This is a genomic window from Nostoc sp. KVJ20 (assembly GCF_001712795.1).
In the GTDB taxonomy this organism is placed as follows: Bacteria; Cyanobacteriota; Cyanobacteriia; order Cyanobacteriales; family Nostocaceae; genus Nostoc.
This window is the reverse complement of the sequence record NZ_KV757600.1, coordinates 1-17,249: the sequence shown is the minus strand read 5'-3', so window position 1 is coordinate 17,249 and position 17,249 is coordinate 1. Positions and strand designations below refer to the sequence as shown.

General features: G+C 40.4%; 13 protein-coding genes. 6 read left to right on the top strand and 7 right to left on the bottom strand.

Annotation, left to right across the window (positions count from 1 at the left end; genetic code table 11):
• The first annotated feature begins 181 nt into the window (after window positions 1-181).
• Window positions 182-2,095: an ATP-dependent zinc metalloprotease FtsH gene (ftsH, locus tag A4S05_RS11640; RefSeq protein WP_069069989.1), complete on the top strand. Its 1,914-nt coding sequence runs from the start codon at window positions 182-184 to the stop codon at window positions 2,093-2,095.
• A gap of 194 nt (window positions 2,096-2,289) precedes the next feature.
• Window positions 2,290-3,204: a DUF928 domain-containing protein gene (locus tag A4S05_RS11635; protein WP_256090941.1), complete on the top strand. Its 915-nt coding sequence runs from the start codon at window positions 2,290-2,292 to the stop codon at window positions 3,202-3,204.
• 73 nt (window positions 3,205-3,277) lie between these two features.
• Here A4S05_RS11635 and A4S05_RS11630 read toward each other — a convergent pair whose 3' ends face one another.
• From A4S05_RS11630 to A4S05_RS43225, 3 genes are all read right to left on the bottom strand, one after another.
• A complete protein-coding gene (locus tag A4S05_RS11630) occupies window positions 3,278-3,883 on the bottom strand; it encodes an RloB family protein (RefSeq protein WP_069069988.1) in 606 nt (201 codons plus the stop codon).
• Window positions 3,876-5,162, bottom strand: coding sequence for an AAA family ATPase (locus tag A4S05_RS11625; protein WP_069069987.1), 1,287 nt, complete (start codon window positions 5,160-5,162; stop codon window positions 3,876-3,878). The genes A4S05_RS11630 and A4S05_RS11625 overlap by 8 nt, the downstream gene beginning before the upstream one ends.
• A gap of 238 nt (window positions 5,163-5,400) precedes the next feature.
• Window positions 5,401-5,526, bottom strand: a complete 126-nt coding sequence (locus tag A4S05_RS43225) for a hypothetical protein (RefSeq protein ID WP_256090940.1) — start codon at window positions 5,524-5,526, stop codon at window positions 5,401-5,403.
• A gap of 19 nt (window positions 5,527-5,545) precedes the next feature.
• On the opposite strand from A4S05_RS43225, the gene topA reads away from it, so the two are divergent.
• A complete protein-coding gene (gene topA / locus A4S05_RS11620; RefSeq protein WP_069069995.1) occupies window positions 5,546-7,711 on the top strand; it encodes a type I DNA topoisomerase in 2,166 nt (721 codons plus the stop codon).
• A 155-nt stretch (window positions 7,712-7,866) separates the two neighbouring features.
• Here topA and A4S05_RS11615 read toward each other — a convergent pair whose 3' ends face one another.
• The 3 genes from A4S05_RS11615 to A4S05_RS11605 all read right to left on the bottom strand — a co-directional run bounded on the left by A4S05_RS11615 (window position 7,867) and on the right by A4S05_RS11605 (window position 9,080).
• A complete protein-coding gene (locus tag A4S05_RS11615) occupies window positions 7,867-8,133 on the bottom strand; it encodes a type II toxin-antitoxin system RelE family toxin (protein ID WP_069069986.1) in 267 nt (88 codons plus the stop codon).
• The gene (locus A4S05_RS11610) at window positions 8,130-8,369 is read right to left on the bottom strand and encodes a hypothetical protein (protein WP_069069985.1); all 240 of its coding nucleotides are present in this window, start codon (window positions 8,367-8,369) and stop codon (window positions 8,130-8,132) included. The genes A4S05_RS11615 and A4S05_RS11610 overlap by 4 nt, the downstream gene beginning before the upstream one ends.
• Window positions 8,370-8,561: 192 nt before the next feature.
• Window positions 8,562-9,080 carry a phosphoribosyltransferase gene (locus tag A4S05_RS11605; protein WP_069069984.1) on the bottom strand — a complete coding sequence of 173 codons (519 nt, stop codon included), beginning with the start codon at window positions 9,078-9,080 and terminating at the stop codon, window positions 8,562-8,564.
• A gap of 77 nt (window positions 9,081-9,157) precedes the next feature.
• On the opposite strand from A4S05_RS11605, the gene A4S05_RS11600 reads away from it, so the two are divergent.
• Window positions 9,158-10,606 (top strand): MFS transporter, encoded by a 1,449-nt coding sequence (locus A4S05_RS11600; RefSeq protein WP_069069983.1) that lies wholly within the window; start codon window positions 9,158-9,160, stop codon window positions 10,604-10,606.
• Window positions 10,607-11,140: 534 nt separating this feature from the next.
• Here A4S05_RS11600 and A4S05_RS11595 read toward each other — a convergent pair.
• The gene (locus tag A4S05_RS11595; RefSeq protein ID WP_069069982.1) at window positions 11,141-13,270 is read right to left on the bottom strand and encodes a tetratricopeptide repeat protein; all 2,130 of its coding nucleotides are present in this window, start codon (window positions 13,268-13,270) and stop codon (window positions 11,141-11,143) included.
• Between the two features lie 162 nt (window positions 13,271-13,432).
• Between A4S05_RS11595 and A4S05_RS11590 the strand changes: the two genes are divergently transcribed.
• Window positions 13,433-14,131, top strand: a complete 699-nt coding sequence (locus tag A4S05_RS11590; RefSeq protein ID WP_069069981.1) for a rhomboid family intramembrane serine protease — start codon at window positions 13,433-13,435, stop codon at window positions 14,129-14,131.
• 393 nt (window positions 14,132-14,524) lie between these two features.
• Complete coding sequence (locus A4S05_RS11585; protein WP_069069980.1) at window positions 14,525-17,167, top strand: hybrid sensor histidine kinase/response regulator; 2,643 nt, start codon at window positions 14,525-14,527, stop codon at window positions 17,165-17,167.
• Window positions 17,168-17,249 lie beyond the last annotated feature (82 nt).

The window sequence follows — 17,249 nt, the reverse complement described above, 5'->3', positions numbered from 1 at the left end:
ACTTGTGTGTACACCGTAGCTGTGGATGGAGGAAGGAATAGCCTGAAGAAACTTGGGAATGATTTTGTGTGGAAGTTAGACTAGATAAGAAAAGTGTAATTTCCAGTTATTACAATTTTTAATAGAAGAATAGGCATAAACCAGCGCTCAAACTTGTGCCAGCAGACAAAGGGTAACTATTATGACAAATTTGGGAAAAAAAGCATTGATAAAAAGTCAGTCGTCAAAGCGCGTTGCTTGGGTTAGTGCGTTGGCAAAACCCGCTGTAGGCATCGCAGCTAGTTTAATTATGTTGCCAGTAATTTTCGGTAGTACTCCTGTCATGGCACAAAAAGCAGAGAGCACCCCTCTAAATTATGGCCAGTTGATCAAGAAAGTGAAGGCGGGAGAAGTTGAAAGAGTAGAGCTTGACGAAGCTGAACAGCTAGCAAAAGTTTATCTCAAGGGGCAAAAGGAGAATACACCACCGCAACAGGTGAGACTTTTGGCGCAAAATGCAGAGTTAATTAACATTCTTAAAGAGAGGAATGTTGATTTTGGTGAAGTTTCCTCTGCTAATAGTCGAGCTGCTGTTGGGCTGTTAATTAATTTGATGTGGATTTTGCCACTGGTGGCTTTAATGCTGTTGTTCCTCCGGCGCTCTACCAATGCTTCTAGCCAAGCGATGAATTTCGGCAAATCCAAAGCTCGCTTCCAAATGGAGGCAAAAACTGGAGTCAAATTTGAAGATGTCGCTGGGGTTGAAGAAGCTAAAGAAGACCTCGAAGAAGTTGTTACTTTCTTAAAACAGCCGGAAAGATTTACTGCTGTAGGCGCACGTATTCCCAAAGGAGTGCTGTTAATTGGCCCTCCGGGTACTGGTAAAACTTTACTAGCAAAAGCGATCGCAGGTGAAGCAGCTGTACCATTCTTCAGTATTTCCGGTTCAGAATTCGTGGAAATGTTCGTTGGTGTGGGTGCATCTCGCGTGCGCGACCTCTTCAAAAAAGCTAAAGAGAATGCTCCGTGCCTAATATTTATTGATGAAATTGACGCAGTAGGTAGACAACGGGGGACTGGTATCGGTGGCGGGAACGATGAGCGCGAACAAACCCTCAATCAACTGCTCACTGAAATGGATGGTTTTGAAGGTAATACAGGCATCATTATTATTGCTGCCACTAACCGCCCAGATGTTTTAGATACAGCGTTACTCAGACCGGGACGCTTTGACAGACAAGTGATGGTGGATGCACCGGATCTCAAAGGGCGATTGGAAATTTTGAAAGTCCACGCTCGGAATAAGAAAATTGATCCTAGCGTATCATTAGAAGCGATCGCTCGTCGCACACCTGGTTTTACTGGCGCAGACTTAGCCAACTTACTCAACGAAGCCGCCATTCTCACCGCGAGGAGACGCAAAGAAGCTGTCACCATTTTAGAAATTGATGCGGCTGTAGACCGAGTTGTTGCAGGTATGGAAGGTACTGCCTTGGTAGACAGCAAGAGCAAGCGTTTGATTGCCTATCATGAAGTTGGACACGCTTTAGTGGGTACATTGCTCAAAGACCATGACCCTGTGCAGAAAGTTACATTAATTCCACGGGGACAAGCACTGGGATTAACTTGGTTTACTCCCAACGAAGAACAGGGGTTAATTTCCCGTTCCCAACTCAAAGCTAGGATTACTGCTACTTTGGGTGGTCGCGCCGCCGAGGAAATCGTTTTTGGTAAGCCAGAAGTGACCACAGGTGCAAGCAATGACTTGCAACATGTGACAGGGATGGCGCGGCAGATGGTGACACGCTTCGGGATGTCAGAATTAGGCCCATTGTCCTTAGAAAATCAGAGTGGAGGAGAGGTATTTTTAGGACGCGACTGGATGAATAAATCAGACTATTCTGAGGAAATTGCCGCCAAAATTGATTCTCAGGTGCGCGAAATTGTTAACAATTCCTACATCAAGTCCAAAGAACTTTTGGAAGAAAACCGTGTAGTTTTGGAACGTTTAGTAGATTTGCTAGTAGAACAAGAGACAATTGAAGGCGATTTATTCCGCACAATTGTTGCTGATAATGCTCAGGTAGCCGATGAACAATTGGCTGTACCTCATTAATCAACTTTAGACTAGTGAAAATCTAAAGGCTCACATTCCCGACTTTTTTAAGAAGTCGGGAATTTTGTTGGAAAAAATCAGAAGACTTCCTCAGCCTTCCCATAAAGTAGCACACACAAAGTCTTGCCACTGCAAAGCTTGAGCTATTGTATTATATATACCCAAGCAATGTACTACAAGTGGACATAAATATCATGAAATATAGATTTTGGGCAAGCTATCTGCTTGCTGCTTTAGCATTTCTCCCCTTCGAGTCTGTAAGCACTACTCAGGTTTTGGCAACAGAGTCAGCTTACCAACTGGCACAAGCTAAATCTGCTTACACCCAATATATGCAACTTGGTTATAATGAAACCAAACGGAGAAACTATAGAAAAGCTTTATTGAATTTTCAGCAAGCAGAGCGGCTACGTCCTGGAGATAGATATGCTACTTCTGCAATTAGAAATGTTACAGGTTATATTCAACGCGGTAGAAATCGGATCGCTTTTGTTCCAGGTAGACCTGGTAGGGTAAGGTCGGCTGGAACACGGGGAAATTGTTTTCCAATTGGACAATATATTATTCCCCTGACACCAACAGATAAGGAAGCTCAACGAACCACAGCAGAGCGTCCCACATTCTTTTTTTACATTCCTCAAACCTCAATAACAGTAGAAGCACTAGAATTTGTTTTGCGGGATGATGATAGCATTGACCCATTGTATAAGGGAACTTTCAAACCTGTTGGGCAGAATGGGATTGTGAGTGTAAATGTACCTATTGATCAGCCATCTCTACAAATCGGTAAAGAGTATAATTGGACTTTTTCAATGATTTGCGATCCTAATAATCGCGATAAAGACTCGTATGTAGAAGGTACAATTGTGCGATCGCAAGATGAAAACCTATCTCTTCAGTTAAACCAACCAAACACAGACTTGGATCGTGCAGTTTTATTTGCCACAGCTGGATTTTGGGAAGATTCTCTGAGAACTTTAGCTGATTTACGCCGCCAGCGTCCTAACGATCCCGAAGTTCAAAAATATTGGGAAGAGTTTTTGAATTCAGTAGACATAAAAGAAGTTGTAAATAAGCCTTTATTGCCCTGTTGTACTGCCCAGAAATAAGTTAACAATTACTTAAAAACCCGGTTTTCATAGAGAAGCTGGGTTTTTAGTTGTCTAGCAACTCAAAGTTTCTTTACAGAATAAACTTGTTGAGTTCCTGCACTAATAAATGCACCGTTGTTGATGGATTGTCTTTGGCTGGAATGTGAGGATTATATCGTTTAAGAAGATTTTCAGCATTTTTAATAGCAATAGCTTGCCTGTCAAATAGCTCATCATAAATAGTTTCGCTATTCTTCTGATATCTTCGACCAAATAAAGAAGTTAACTTTTTCAAATAATCATTTCGAGGAATACCAGTATTGAGAAATTCAAAATGCAGAACATACCATAATTCAAACGATTCATTAGAATAAGCTACTTTAAACCCTTGATTTTCAGCATTTTTAATAGCGTTATTAAAATCTTCTGTAGTCCAAGAATCACGATCAAATACACACCAAACTTGATCGTAGCCTTCTTGCTTATTAAGTTCCTTGGCACTTTGAACTAGTTTGCTGGGATTTTCTCCTAAACCCTGCACGTCTATTTCGACAACATTCTTAGGAACACGAAAACTTCTAAAGTAGTTAGGTTCAGTTTTTGCTCCTTCACATACTATTAAGAATCTCTGCTTGACATCCCTAGTATTAACTTTTCTCGGTGAATATCCACGAGAGTTTGCTTTTGTTCTAGGCATGAGAGTCGATTAGATGATTCAAATTTCCAATATATGGAATTGCGCCATATCTACCTTGAATATAATCACTTTCAAATGGCGCATCGTCAGGTATCTTGTATTCTGCTAAAGAGTATAAATCTGTTGCACCATATCTATTCTTTTCAGTAAACCAAATCTGATCTCTACGAAACAGTTTATTGTTAAGCAAATTTGTATCGTGAGTCATGAATATTAATTGAGCATTATTTGGATTCGTTTCATTGGAATTAAATAATTCCACAATTGCACGGCTGATTAAAGGATGAATTCTAGCATCGAATTCATCAATAATTAGGACTTTACCGTTTTTCAGTGTATCAACAAGAGGCCCTGCCAAAGCAAATACTTTTTGAGTTCCTTCAGATTCTTGATTGTTTAAATCAAATATCTCTGTAGATACAGGATTTCCTTCCCCATCAAATTTTTGGTGCGTAGTTTGAACTGATGTTACTTTTGCCATCCCATTTTTTATAATGTAATTCTTTATTTCATCGGGGAATTCTTTAGGCCACAAATCAGCAGTTATTTCACTTTCCTTTACCTTGACATCGGAAAATCCCAAATCTAATTTTTTGAGCAATTGAAAAATTTCATCCTTATTTTTATTATTCGTTAAACAACTAACTGTGTATCTTTGATAGCCACTATCATCTAAACCAGAGGCAATTTTGACTCTATTTGTCAGCCAATCCAATATGATTTCTGCAATTTCGACATTAAATTGAGCAGATACAGATAAGAAGAGGGCATTATGTCTTGTTTTCTGTTGAATACCATCAGCTTTAAGTCTTTTCGAAACACTAATCTTATTCAGTTTCCGCTCAAAAAGTTTAGTTTCTTTTAATTTAGGAACAAAAAATAACCATTCCGAGATAACTTTTTCAATAGTTGCCTCAAAACCATATCTATATCTTTTGCCATTTATTAAAAATACGATTTCAAAAAAAGATGGCTTTTCTTCGGTTTCAGTGCTGAGTTTAAACTGCTCAACACCTATTTTTTCCGTGCTTTGAGTCTCTTTAGAAGAATTAATCATAAACCATCTCATGAAACCTAAAGCTGTAGCCAAATTACTTTTACCACTAGCATTTGCACCGTATATTGCGGCGCTTTTAAGTAGTTTTAAATCATCATCTATTTCAAAAACGTTTTTTTCGTCGAGCTTTTTGTCTTTTGCGACAAGGTTTGCTGCCACCATACTAAAGGTGACTTGCTCTTTAAACGATCTGTAGTTACCGACACTAAATTCAATAAGCATAGGATGAAGTTTAAGCTTCAGACAGAAAACTGTGAATAAATAGTAATTTACTGCTTTAAGAGTAGCAATAATTGGTTGAAGATGCTAGATTATAAGATCGTTTTTACCCTGTACAGATGTACTGTTATTAAGGTATGCAGCATAATAAACGCCTGCACCGGACGATAGCGGTTTTATTACAAAAGCTGACGCTAGACACTTAGAAGTGAAGAAAAGGTTTAAGTACAAGAAAATTACTTCAGAGTTCAGCAATTTTCAAAGCTTTTTGGTACAGTATTCTAAAAAATCCAGATGACGCAGATAGGCGATCGCCCTTGGCGTTAGCGCAGCCATCGCTCATTGCGATCGCCAGTTTATTGCTCAAAATCGAGAACGCAGTTGCTATGATCAAACGCCTGCTTGTGGTCGAGTCTCCCGGAAAAGTTAAAAAACTCAGTCAAATTCTGGGTGCAGATTGGAAAGTTCTCGCCAGTTGTGGTCACATCCGAGAACTCAGCAATGAAGGGGACGATTCCTTGGGCTTCGTCATGGATGGCAGTAATGTCCGATGCAATTACGTTCCGCGTGACCAACGAGCGAAAGAAACAATCCAGAAGCTCAAGTCTGCGGTGAGGCAGGTTGATGAGGTTGTCTTAGCAACAGACCCAGACCGGGAAGGCGAAACGATCGCTTGGCACCTGAAAGAAACGCTGGGTTTAAGGGAACCGAAACGAGTAATTTATACTGAGATTACAGCATCGGCGGTACAGAGTGCGATCGCTAATCCCAGAAAGCTAGACCAAAACTTAATCGGTGCTGGGCTGTGTCGAGATTGTCTAGATAAGCTGGTGGGTTACAAGGGTAGCCCTTTAGTTTGGGCATTGAATAACGGCGCTAAGAGTGTTGGCAGAGTCCAAAGCGCGACGTTGCACTTGATTTGTCAGCGAGAAAACGAAATTCTGGCGTTTGTCCCCCAAGATTACTGGAGTGTCTGGGTAGATTATGCGGAAGGATTTCGAGCTTTTTACAAAGGGACGGTCGATTCTGCGAAGGATGCAGCAGACCAAGAAAATGAAACTCATGATGACGCGAAAGTGGGTAATAGTCCAGAAACACCGGAGTCTAAACGTGTTCTTTCCGAAGCAGAGGCTACACGTTTAGTTGAAGAAGCACAGCGGCATCCTCATCAGGTGATTCATTTTGAAGGAAAAATCGCTAACCGCCAGCCACCGCCACCATTTACAACCTCCAGCCTTCAGCAAGCAGCCGGTTCAAAGTTGAGGTTTGCTCCCGACAAAACTATGGTTGTTGCTCAAAAGCTCTATGAAGCTGGGCTGATAACATATATGCGAACAGACTCAGTAATGCTGAGTCCAGAATTTTGTGCCAGCGCCCGTAAATGGTTAGAGCAAAATGATCCGCAGAATGTACCGCAGCAAGTCGCCAAGCATCGCAGTAGCAAATCGGCTCAAGAAGCACATGAAGCGATTCGTCCAACCGATGTGTTTCGTCCATCAGTTCAGTTGCGTTTAGAACTTCCTGATGATGAGTTTAATTTGTATGTGATGATCTGGAAACGGTCAATTGCCTCTCAGTGTCGGGCTGCTCAATTGCGTAAAACTTTGGTGATTACTCAGTCTGGTTCCCTACTGTGGTCAGCCAGAGGGCAAGTAATTGAATTTTATGGTTATGCCCGCTACTGGAATAATCTCAGCAAGGATAGTATTTTACCTTCATTACAACAGGGACAAGCATTGAAACTGGAGAATGCTGGACATGAAAAGAAGCAGACGCAGCCACCACCTCGTTATAGTGAACCAAAATTAGTGCAATTGATGGAACGTAAAGGAATTGGTCGCCCAAGTACTTATGCTCCTACTGTTGCTACCTTAAAAAAACGCAATTATGTCGAATTGAAAAAAGACCATCTGCAACCGACAGCATTAGGGTTAGAAGTTGATGCGTTTTTGCTCAAAGCACTGCCTGATTTACTAGAGGCGGAATTCACAGCGAAAATGGAAGATGCTCTTGATGCCATTTCCGAAGGAAAAAATTCTTGGCAGCATTATTTAACTAGTTGGAATCAGAATTACTTTGTCCCAGCACTCACCAAAGCTAAAACTGTAGCTGCGAGTTCTCCGACAGGTAAAGTTAATGTGATAACTGAGCGCAAATATGAAACTTCCAAGACGCGATGTCCTGAATGCAAAAATTTTCTCGCCAAAATTCCGAGTACTAAAGTTAAAAAGAAATATTTCCTCAAATGCACAAAAGGCTGTGAAAATGTTGTGCTATTTTGGAGCGACTTTAACAAAACTTGGCAGCCACCACAAACTAAAACAGTCCAAGCTGAGAATCAACAAAAGCCTCCCGTGAAGATTACAGCATATCCCTGCCCGGTATGTAAGAAACCTTTAGAGGAATACAGTTACATCAAAGAGGGTCAGAGTAAGACAATGTTGCGATGTTCTAACGCACAATCCCGCAAGGATACCAAACATAAAGATGTAGCTTATTTCAATACGCAAAAAGGGTGGTGGAGTCCTAAGTTTGGGGAGATAAACTGTTAGGTTCCACATTGATATTTTTGCCGCCAATAATGAAAACAAATCATTTAATTTTTTCATATTACCACGATAAAAGAGTTTTGCTTCTTCCTTAGTAAGCATAAATAATTGACAAACAAGCACTAAAAGTACCTAAAATTATCAAGAATTAATTAGTCCTAACTTTTATCGTTATAAACCTTGCTACGATGTCCAACTTCTACAACATTCACCACTAGAATATCATCGAAAATATCGTATATAACTCGATAATCACCTAGTCTAATCCTATAGGCATTTTCTTTACCTTTTAGCTTTTTTCCCCCGTTTGGACGGGGTTCTATGGCTAAATCATCAATTTGAACTTGTATGCGTTTTTGAAGTTCTGGCGATAATTTTTTAAGTTGTTTTAATGCTCCCTTTAAGATTTCAACTTTATAACTCACGCAACTTCCTTTTTTATTTCTTGTTTTAGTTCTTTTTTAGCTTCCTCCCATGACACTGAGCCATCAATATCAGCAGATTTTTTTGCAAGCTCATAGGCTTTTAAATCTTCCTCTTCCTCTTCATCTTCGATTTTTTGAAGTAATGCGTAAATCTCATCTAAAGTACTGTCATAAGCTTGGTTTAGTAGTACGTTGATATCTTTAATTAATTGTTCGCGTTCGTGTGCTGATTTCATTTTTAATTATCCGAGAGTGATTTTACTTTTTTTGCCACCATCTCTAGTTTCGCGTAAAGTCCGGTCGGTTTTCAACGATTTGACGAGCGATCGCTAAAATCTAAAAAGTGACCAATACTTTACAAAAATTGTATATTTAAGAAATCTGGTCGAGCATGAGTGGCTGTGAAATTCACTTTGTGTATATATTTATCAACACGGTTGATTGACCTTACCCGCAAGTTCTGCGATGTTCATCTGCTCGTAGTGTTCAAAGGGTTGGTGAATCCAGGGGTTTTCAGCTAAATAATCAACATAATAATCGGGTGCTATAACTGAACAGGCTTTATACCAAAGAACGGCGGTGCGAATTTCCTCAATGGGGAAATCAATATTTTCCTTGAGCCAAGGTATAGTCTGTTGCAGTGTTATCCCAGAATCTACTAAGTCATCCACTAGGAGAATACGCGAACCTAATTTTTCGGCAGTCATTGTCAAGTGGCGGGAGAAAATTAAATTACTTCTTTCTTGCTTGCCGGGGCCACTGTAAGATGAGGTTGCTAAAATTGCCAGTGGTTGCTCATATATACGGGAAAGAATATCTCCTACTCGTAGTCCTCCTCTGGCAAGACAGATAATCTGGTTGAATTCCCAACTGGATTGATAAATCTGAATAGCCAGTTGTTCAATTTTTTGGTGATAATCTGGCCAAGAAACATAAAGGTCTGGCATAAGTCTAACGGGAGTGGTAGATAGCTAGTATTGAAGGCAATTACAAACTTTTTATTTTAGTATGAGTACAAGTGATTATGAACGATTCTGCTGCTGGCGATGCCCAACGAGATCCTCTCAGTGAAAAACTCGACTTAAAAACAAAGCTAGCTTACGGTGCAGGAGATTTAGGGCCAGCAATTACTGCCAATATCTCCGTCTTTTTTCTGCTGGTTTTCTTCACAAATGTCGCTGGTATCCCTGCGGGTTTAGCTGGCAGTATTTTGATGATTGGCAAAATCTGGGATGGCGTAAATGATCCGCTTGTCGGGTTCCTGACTGATAAAACGAAATCTCGTCGTTGGGGTCGTCGTCTTCCTTGGATGTTTTATGGAGCAATCCCCTTTGGAATTTTCTTTTTCTTGCAGTGGATTGTACCGCAATTTAGTGCAAATCAGAGTGATAATCTTTGGCCGCTGTTCTGGTATTACGTCGTGATTGGAGTGATATCTCAGGTATTTTACACAGTTGTGAATTTGCCTTATACGGCGATGACTCCAGAACTAACTCAAGATTATGACGAACGCACCAGCCTTAACAGCTATCGCTTTACATTTTCTATTGGCGGCAGCATTCTGTCGTTGATTTTAACGCAAATTGTTTTTTCTCAAATTAGCGATCGCCAACAACAATATCTCGTTTTAGCAGCAATTTGTACTGTAATTTCAATTTTAGGATTATATTGGTGCGTTTTTGGAGTCCGCGATCGCATCTTGGCTTTTGAGGCCAAACGCATCCAAGTTGAGGAACCCGCATCTCTCCCCTTCTTTGAACAGCTAAAAATTGTCTTTAGCAACCGACCTTTTTTATTTGTTATTGGTATATATCTTTGTTCTTGGCTAGGTGTGCAGATTACAGCCAGCATTATTCCCTATTTTGTAGTCAATTGTATGGGTCTTAAAGAATCAGATGTACCCACAGTCCTGATTGCAGTCCAAGGAACCGCCCTGCTGATGCTATTTGTCTGGGGTGCGTTGAGTAAAAAAGTTGGCAAAAAAATTGTTTATTTTCTAGGAATGAGTTTATGGATAATAGCAGCCGCCGGACTATTTTTCTTACAGCCTGGTCAAATAGTTTTGATGTATGTGATGGCTGTCATGGCGGGTGTTGGTGTATCCACAGCTTATCTAATTCCTTGGTCGATGATTCCAGATGTAATTGAACTAGATGAACTCCAAACCGGACAACGCAGAGAAGGTATTTTTTATGGCTTCATGGTTTTGCTACAAAAATTTGGTTTAGCTTTCGGGCTGTTTTTGGTGGGAAATGCTTTGCAAGTATCGGGTTTCAAAGAATCTGTAGCTGGAAGTCCACTACCTATCCAACCGGAATCGGCACTGTTTGCTATTCGCATTGCTGTTGGCCCTATACCTACAGTTTGTTTGATTTTTGGCTTGATTTTAACGTATTTTTACCCAATTACCCGCGAGATGCACGCAGAAATCATGCTGAAACTCAAAGAACGGCAAGAGAAGAGGGGGAGTTAAGACAATACTTTTCAGTTAGCGGGGAAGACCAAAACACTTGTAGAGACGGCGATTTATCGCGTCTCTAAAACCCACAATTTTGTACTATTAGCCCTTAACCCAAGCGTATTGGGTAAAGGGAAAAGGTTGGAATTCACCTTTCCGCCTTAACCTAACCGTATTGGGATGGGTGGAGACACCACTGGTGTCAACTTAAGCCAAAAATAGCGTACTGATTGGGTGTTGTTCACCCGCCAGGGATTGTAAATCCCTGACTAATTGCTCAAGTCTACTGAAGTAGACTGAAAATTTTTGCGCTATGAAGTCCTCTTCAGAGGACTTTAGCTATGAGACAGGGATTTACAATCCCTGGCGGACGTGCGGTTTCGCGTTAAGTTGACACCAGTGGTGGGGACACCCATCCCACAATAAAATTTGGGATGTTTTTATAATCGAGCGTAAAACCCCAGCAGCAGAATACTAGTAACGCACGGCATAAATAAGCCATCCCTGACGTCATTACGAATTACGAATTACGAATTACCCCTTGCGCTACTAGGGTGTTGTCTGCGGTGAATTTGTAGGATTAGGAGCGGGGATAATTGGCACAATTATCGGCTGTGGTTTTTCACCTTGCAGTTGAATTTGGGCTTGGTTGCGACCATCTATTGCTTGTTGGTAATTAGACTTGTATTTTATTGCTTGATCGTAAGAAGCGATCGCATCTCGATACCGCTTCAAATTTAATAGGGCATTGCCTCTGCTATACCAACTTTCGGAATGGTCTGGTTTATAACGAACTGCCTTATTATAAGACGCGATCGCATCTTCGTATTTCTGCAAAATGTATTGTGAATTCCCTATATTATACCAGAGTTGATAGTCATTTTGCTTAATTGTTGCTGCTTTATTATAAGATTTTATTGCTTCTTCATAGCGTTGGTTTTGATGCAGCGACCACCCTAAATTATACCATGCTTGATAGTTCCTGGGGCTGTATTTAATTACTTGATTAAAAGATTCGATTGCTTCTGGATAACGTTGTAAATTCAGCAGGACATTACCTCTCGACAACCAAGATTGATAATAATTTGCCTTGTATTGCACTGCTTTATCATACGCTGTAAAAGCATCTTGGTAGCGTCGCAAATTGACTAGTGAATTTCCCCGGTTATACCAGGCTTCTTCGTAGTCTGGTTTTAATTCAACGACTTTTTGATATGCTGCGATCGCTTCTTCATATCGCTTAGAATTCTGTAGCGCTAATCCTTTTTTGTACCAAGCTTGATAATTGTCTGGTTTGAGTTCAATCGCCTTTTCATAAGATTGAATCGCTTGGTCATATTGGCTTAAATTACTGAAAGCTTCACCCTTAGCATTCCAGATTTCTGAGTTGTCATTATTTAATTGTAAAGCTTTGTCAAAAGAGGCGATCGCTTCTTGATATCGCTGTAAACTTCCCAACACAAAACCCCGTCCGCTCCAAGCTTCAAAATAATCTGGCCGAATTTGAATTGCTCTATCATACGCCGCTAATGATTCTTTGTATTTTTTTAATTTATACAGCGTTTTGCCTTGACCATTCCAGGCTTGAGCATGATTTGGTCGAATATTAACAGCTTTTTCATATACTGCTAGCGCGTCTTGATAGCGTTGCAAATCAAAAAGGGTATTTCCTTGTTTAGATAATTCTATGGCATTATTTGAATTAATGTGATTCCAAATCAATATTGATGCTACTCCGCTAACCCCAATGAAAAATATCGCTAGTAAAACTTTACCCAAAATACCTTTTTTCGGTTGAGGTTTGTTTATATTTTTTGGTGGAGAAATAGGATTTAAAGCTATTGTCGGTGCGGGTGGTTGCGTTAACTCTTTGAGTGCTTTTAACGCCATCGTTGCCGAAGGATAGCGTTGCCGAAAGTCGTAGCAGACCATTTTATCTAAGAGTTGAGCAAATTCTGGTGTTACCGTGGCTTGATTATGCCAGATAATTTCATTAGTCTCAGCATCTTTTACTATTTCCTCTGGTGATAATCCGGTGAGAGCTTGAATAGCAATTATTCCCACAGCATAAATATCACTGCTTAATTTTGGCGTACCATGAGCTTGTTCTCCAGGAATATATCCAGGCGTACCTATAGCAACAGTAGCCTGTGTTTGACCTTGGGGAGTAATCACTTGAGTCGCAATTTGTTTAACTGCACCAAAATCAATTAAAATCAATTTGCCATCTGGTTGGCGTCTGAGAATATTTCGGGGGTTGACATCACGGTGAATTACATTCTGTTGATGGACAAATTCTAAGATTGCCAAAAGTTCTTCTAAAAGTGAAATTACTTGCTCTTGACTTAAGGTTTTGCCTGGTGTTATTTCTTGACTCAGGTCATCGCCTTCGATCAATTCTTGTACAAGATAGAATTCGGCATTCTCCTCAAAATAAGCTAAAAGTTGGGGGATGCGATCGTGAGTTCCTAATTTATACAGAACTTGTGCTTCCGTATCAAATAAACGCCTAGCTGTCTCCAAAGTTACTGGATCGCTTGCCTGGGGTTTGAGTTTTTTTACGACACATGGAGGTGAACCAGGTAATTGGGTATCACAAGCCACAAAAGTTTCACCAAAACCCCCACCTCCCAAGTTCCTAATAATTTGGTATCTTCCTACAAGTGTGTTTCCCAGCATCTCGTTTGCCTACTTAAGTGCGATGCGATCTGATTTCAATCTTGCCACAGGTTAAGGGGGAGTGAGAGAGTGGGAAGCTAGAGGAGCAGAGGGGCAGAGGAGCAGATAAGAATATTTTGTGTATCTTAATTACGAATTACGAATTACGAATTACGAATTAATATGATTCCTATTAGTGATAATATTCGTTGTCGAAATAAGCCGATTATCAATTACTGGTTGATTGGCATTAACCTGGCTGTATTTTTATGGGAACTTAAACTAGAATTTAGTGGTCAATTAGGTTATTTTATCAGTAGTTGGGGTGTGATTCCTGCTCAGATTACTGGAGCAGTTACAAATGCTCTCTTTTTCAACTCTGCTGCTTGGATAATTGTAATTTGGCGATTATTTTCACTACTTTTTGGAATATTTTTGCACGGCAGTTTTAGCCAAATATTGGGAAATATACTATTTTTGTGGGTTTTTGGAAAGACTGTCGAGAATATTCTGGGACATAGACGCTATCTCGGATTCTATCTGGCTGCTGGCGTGATGATAGGGGTATTGCAAATACTAGCTGAACCGAATTTGACAGTACCGTTGATTGGGGCAAATGGTGCGATCGCAGCTATTTTAGGAGCATACATTATTAAGTTTCCTAAAGCTAAAATTGACACAGTTTTGCCGCTAATAATCTTGTATATCCCCATCGAACTGCCAGCATTTTTCTATATATTTTGGTGGTTTGTGCAACAATTATTTTATGGTATAGGTAGTTTAAATATTCCTCCTGTCGGCGTAAATCAATCGGGTGTTGTTTTTTTAGGGCAGGTTGTGGGATTATTAATTGGCGCGGCTTTCATGCGATTGAAGCGATAAACTTTCTTTAGCTACTTAGAGGATGTTTTAAAAGTTTTCGACAATAGAATTCTGACTTCTGAATTCTTCTTCAATGGAACTTATATATAGCAATCCGAAATCATTCGTGAAAAATTAGATCCCCGACTTCTCGAAGAAGTCGGGGATCTGGACATCGCGCATTTTCACAAGTCATTTAGGATTGTTATATGTCTTTTGGCTGAAATACCTAAGCTACGTTTGCAGAAGAAAGTATATAGTTAATAGCTAGAATAATTGCTGTGGTAATATTTTGAATTTTGAATTTATGTGCCTTTTGATGGATTGCATTCTTGAGCTAAAAAATACATAATTATTAGACTAGGGTATGCCTACTCTTCAAGGTGATGCTATTAAGTATAATCGGTGTAAAAAATGCCAAATGTTGATAAAATTAACTTTCAAATTACTGATGATTTAACAGTTCTGCGGCAGCGTGTAGCAGAGTTAGAGCAATCAGAAATATATTATCAACAAAGGCAAGCAGCACTTGAGGAGCAATTAAGAGAACTAAAGAGAAAGCTGCCATTAGAAGTAGAAGATTCCCATATTCAAGTTGTCGAGTGGCAGATTGAGAAGGATACATCGATAGTTTTGAATCTACCGATAAATGTGGCAGTAATTTTACAACAACTCCAACAAGAAATTGTGGAGCGACAGCAAGTAGAAGTAGTTCTTAGGGAGAATGAAGAACGGCTGAAGCTAGCCCTAGATGCTTCTCAAATGGGCTTGTGGGATTGGAATATTGTTACCAATCAAGTAATTTTGTCTGAAAATCATGAAGTGCTTTTTGGTCTACTTCCGGGCAGTTTTGACGGCACTTATGAAGGCTTTTTGAAGTGTATTCATCCTGAAGATAAGCCATTTGTCATGGAAGCGAACGCTCACGCTTTGGCAAACAAAACTGATTACAACGATGAATTTCGTATAGTTCGCTCAGACCAAAGTCCACATTGGATTTCTGCCAAGGGAAAACTTATCTATGACGATCAGGGACAAGCGGTGCGAATGATTGGCGTTTGTATGGAAACTACTGTATGCAAGCAGGCTGAAGAAAGTACTCGCGAATTAACAACCCAAGTCCAAGAACAGGCAAATATTTTAAATGCTATTCTTACTGCTTCAGTGGATCATATTTACATCTTTGATCGCCAAGGTTGCTATCAGTATGTCAGCAGTGATGGAGCTACTGTATTAGGTTTAAAACCCCAGGATATTATTGGAAAAACTTTGCCAGAATTAGATTTACCCGCAGACCTGATAATGCAGGTAGATAGTCAACGAAAAGCTGTGATGGAAACTGGGCAGCCAATCAAAGATGAGTGCGAATGTCTTACCACCAATGGGTTGCATTTTTATGAATATATCCTCACACCATTACGCAATCTTGACCAAACTATTGAAGGCGTAATCACCGTTTCTCGTGATATTACTGAACACAAACGGGCAGAAAAGTCATTACGTGAAAGTGAAGCGCGATTTCGGCGTTTGTTTGAATCTAATTTGATCGGGGTCGCTTTTTGGAATGTGCATGGCTTTGTGATTGATGCCAATGATGCCTTTCTGCAATTAGCTGGCTACACTCGTGATGAGTTTGCCACTTTAGGTAGAATTAATTGGCGAGAACTTACTCCTGTTGAGTATCAGGATTTAGACGATCGCGCCCTTTTGGAAGTGCAAACCACTGGAGTTTCCAAAATTTACGAGAAAGAGTACATCCACCGCAACGGAAAGCGAGTACCAATTGTTTTGGGGATGGCCTTGCTGAATGACTCCCAAGAACATGGTGTTGCTTTTGTATTGGACATTACCGATCGCAAATCGGCTGAAAAAGAATGCGATCGCCTACTAGAATGCGAAAGGACAGCACGCAAACAAGCGGAAATTGCCAACAAAATTAAAGATGAGTTTCTAGCAGTTCTCTCCCATGAACTGCGAACCCCACTCAATCCCATCCTCGGATGGTCGAAAATGCTGCGGACTCGCAAGTTTGATGAAAAAACTACTAACCACGCTTTAGAAACCATTGAACGCAGCGCCAAGTTACAAACCCAGCTAATTGAAGATTTGTTGGATGTGTCTCGCATCCTCCAAGGAAAATTAAACTTGAATATCTGTCCAGTAAACTTGGTAATGGTAGTTGAAGCAGCACTAGAAACAGTAAAACTAGCAGCAGAAGCCAAGTCAATTCAAATTCAGACCATATTTGATGCCAATTTGGGACAAGTTATGGGCGACCCAAATCGACTTCAACAAGTTGTGTGGAATCTACTTTCCAATGCGGTAAAATTTACACCAACAGGAGGACGGGTAGAAATTCGACTCATGGAAGCTGCTAACCAGGTTCAAATTCAGGTCAGCGATACAGGTAAGGGAATTAGCCCAGACTTTTTGCCTTATGTGTTCGATTACTTTCGTCAATCTGATGGCACTACTACACGGACGTTTGGTGGACTAGGTTTAGGATTGGCGATCGTGCGTAAGGTTGTAGAAATGCATGGGGGAAAAGTTCAAGCCGAAAGTTTAGGAGAAGAATCGGGTGCAACTTTCACTGTTGATCTACCGCTTTTAGTCAGAAATGAACAGGTTTGGCGTGAGGAAAATCAGTCTTTAGATTGTCAGCCGGAATCCTCGCTTCTTTCAAACACTCAAGTTCTGGTTGTGGATGATGAACCAGATATCCGCGATTTAGTCACCTTCATTTTGCAAGACTACGGTGTAGAAGTAACCGCCGTAGCATCAGCACAGGAAGCACTACAAGCGCTTTCTGAGTCGATCCCAGATGTTTTAATTAGTGATATTGGAATGCCAAAGACAGACGGTTATATGCTGATGCGTGAAGTGCGATCGCGATCGCCCCAACAAGGAGGAAGCATACCAGCGATCGCTCTGACAGCTTATGCAGGGGAAATGAATCAGCAGCAAGCATTAGCAGCAGGATTTCAAATGCATATTTCTAAACCAGTAGATCCAGATGTATTGGTAAAGGCGATCGCTGATTTGATTAATCCAAGCTAATGCGTCTATAGGAGATAGCCTCTGGTCATTGGTGTCAACTTAACGCAAAAACTATGTCCCGCAAGGAACTTCAGTTCCAAGA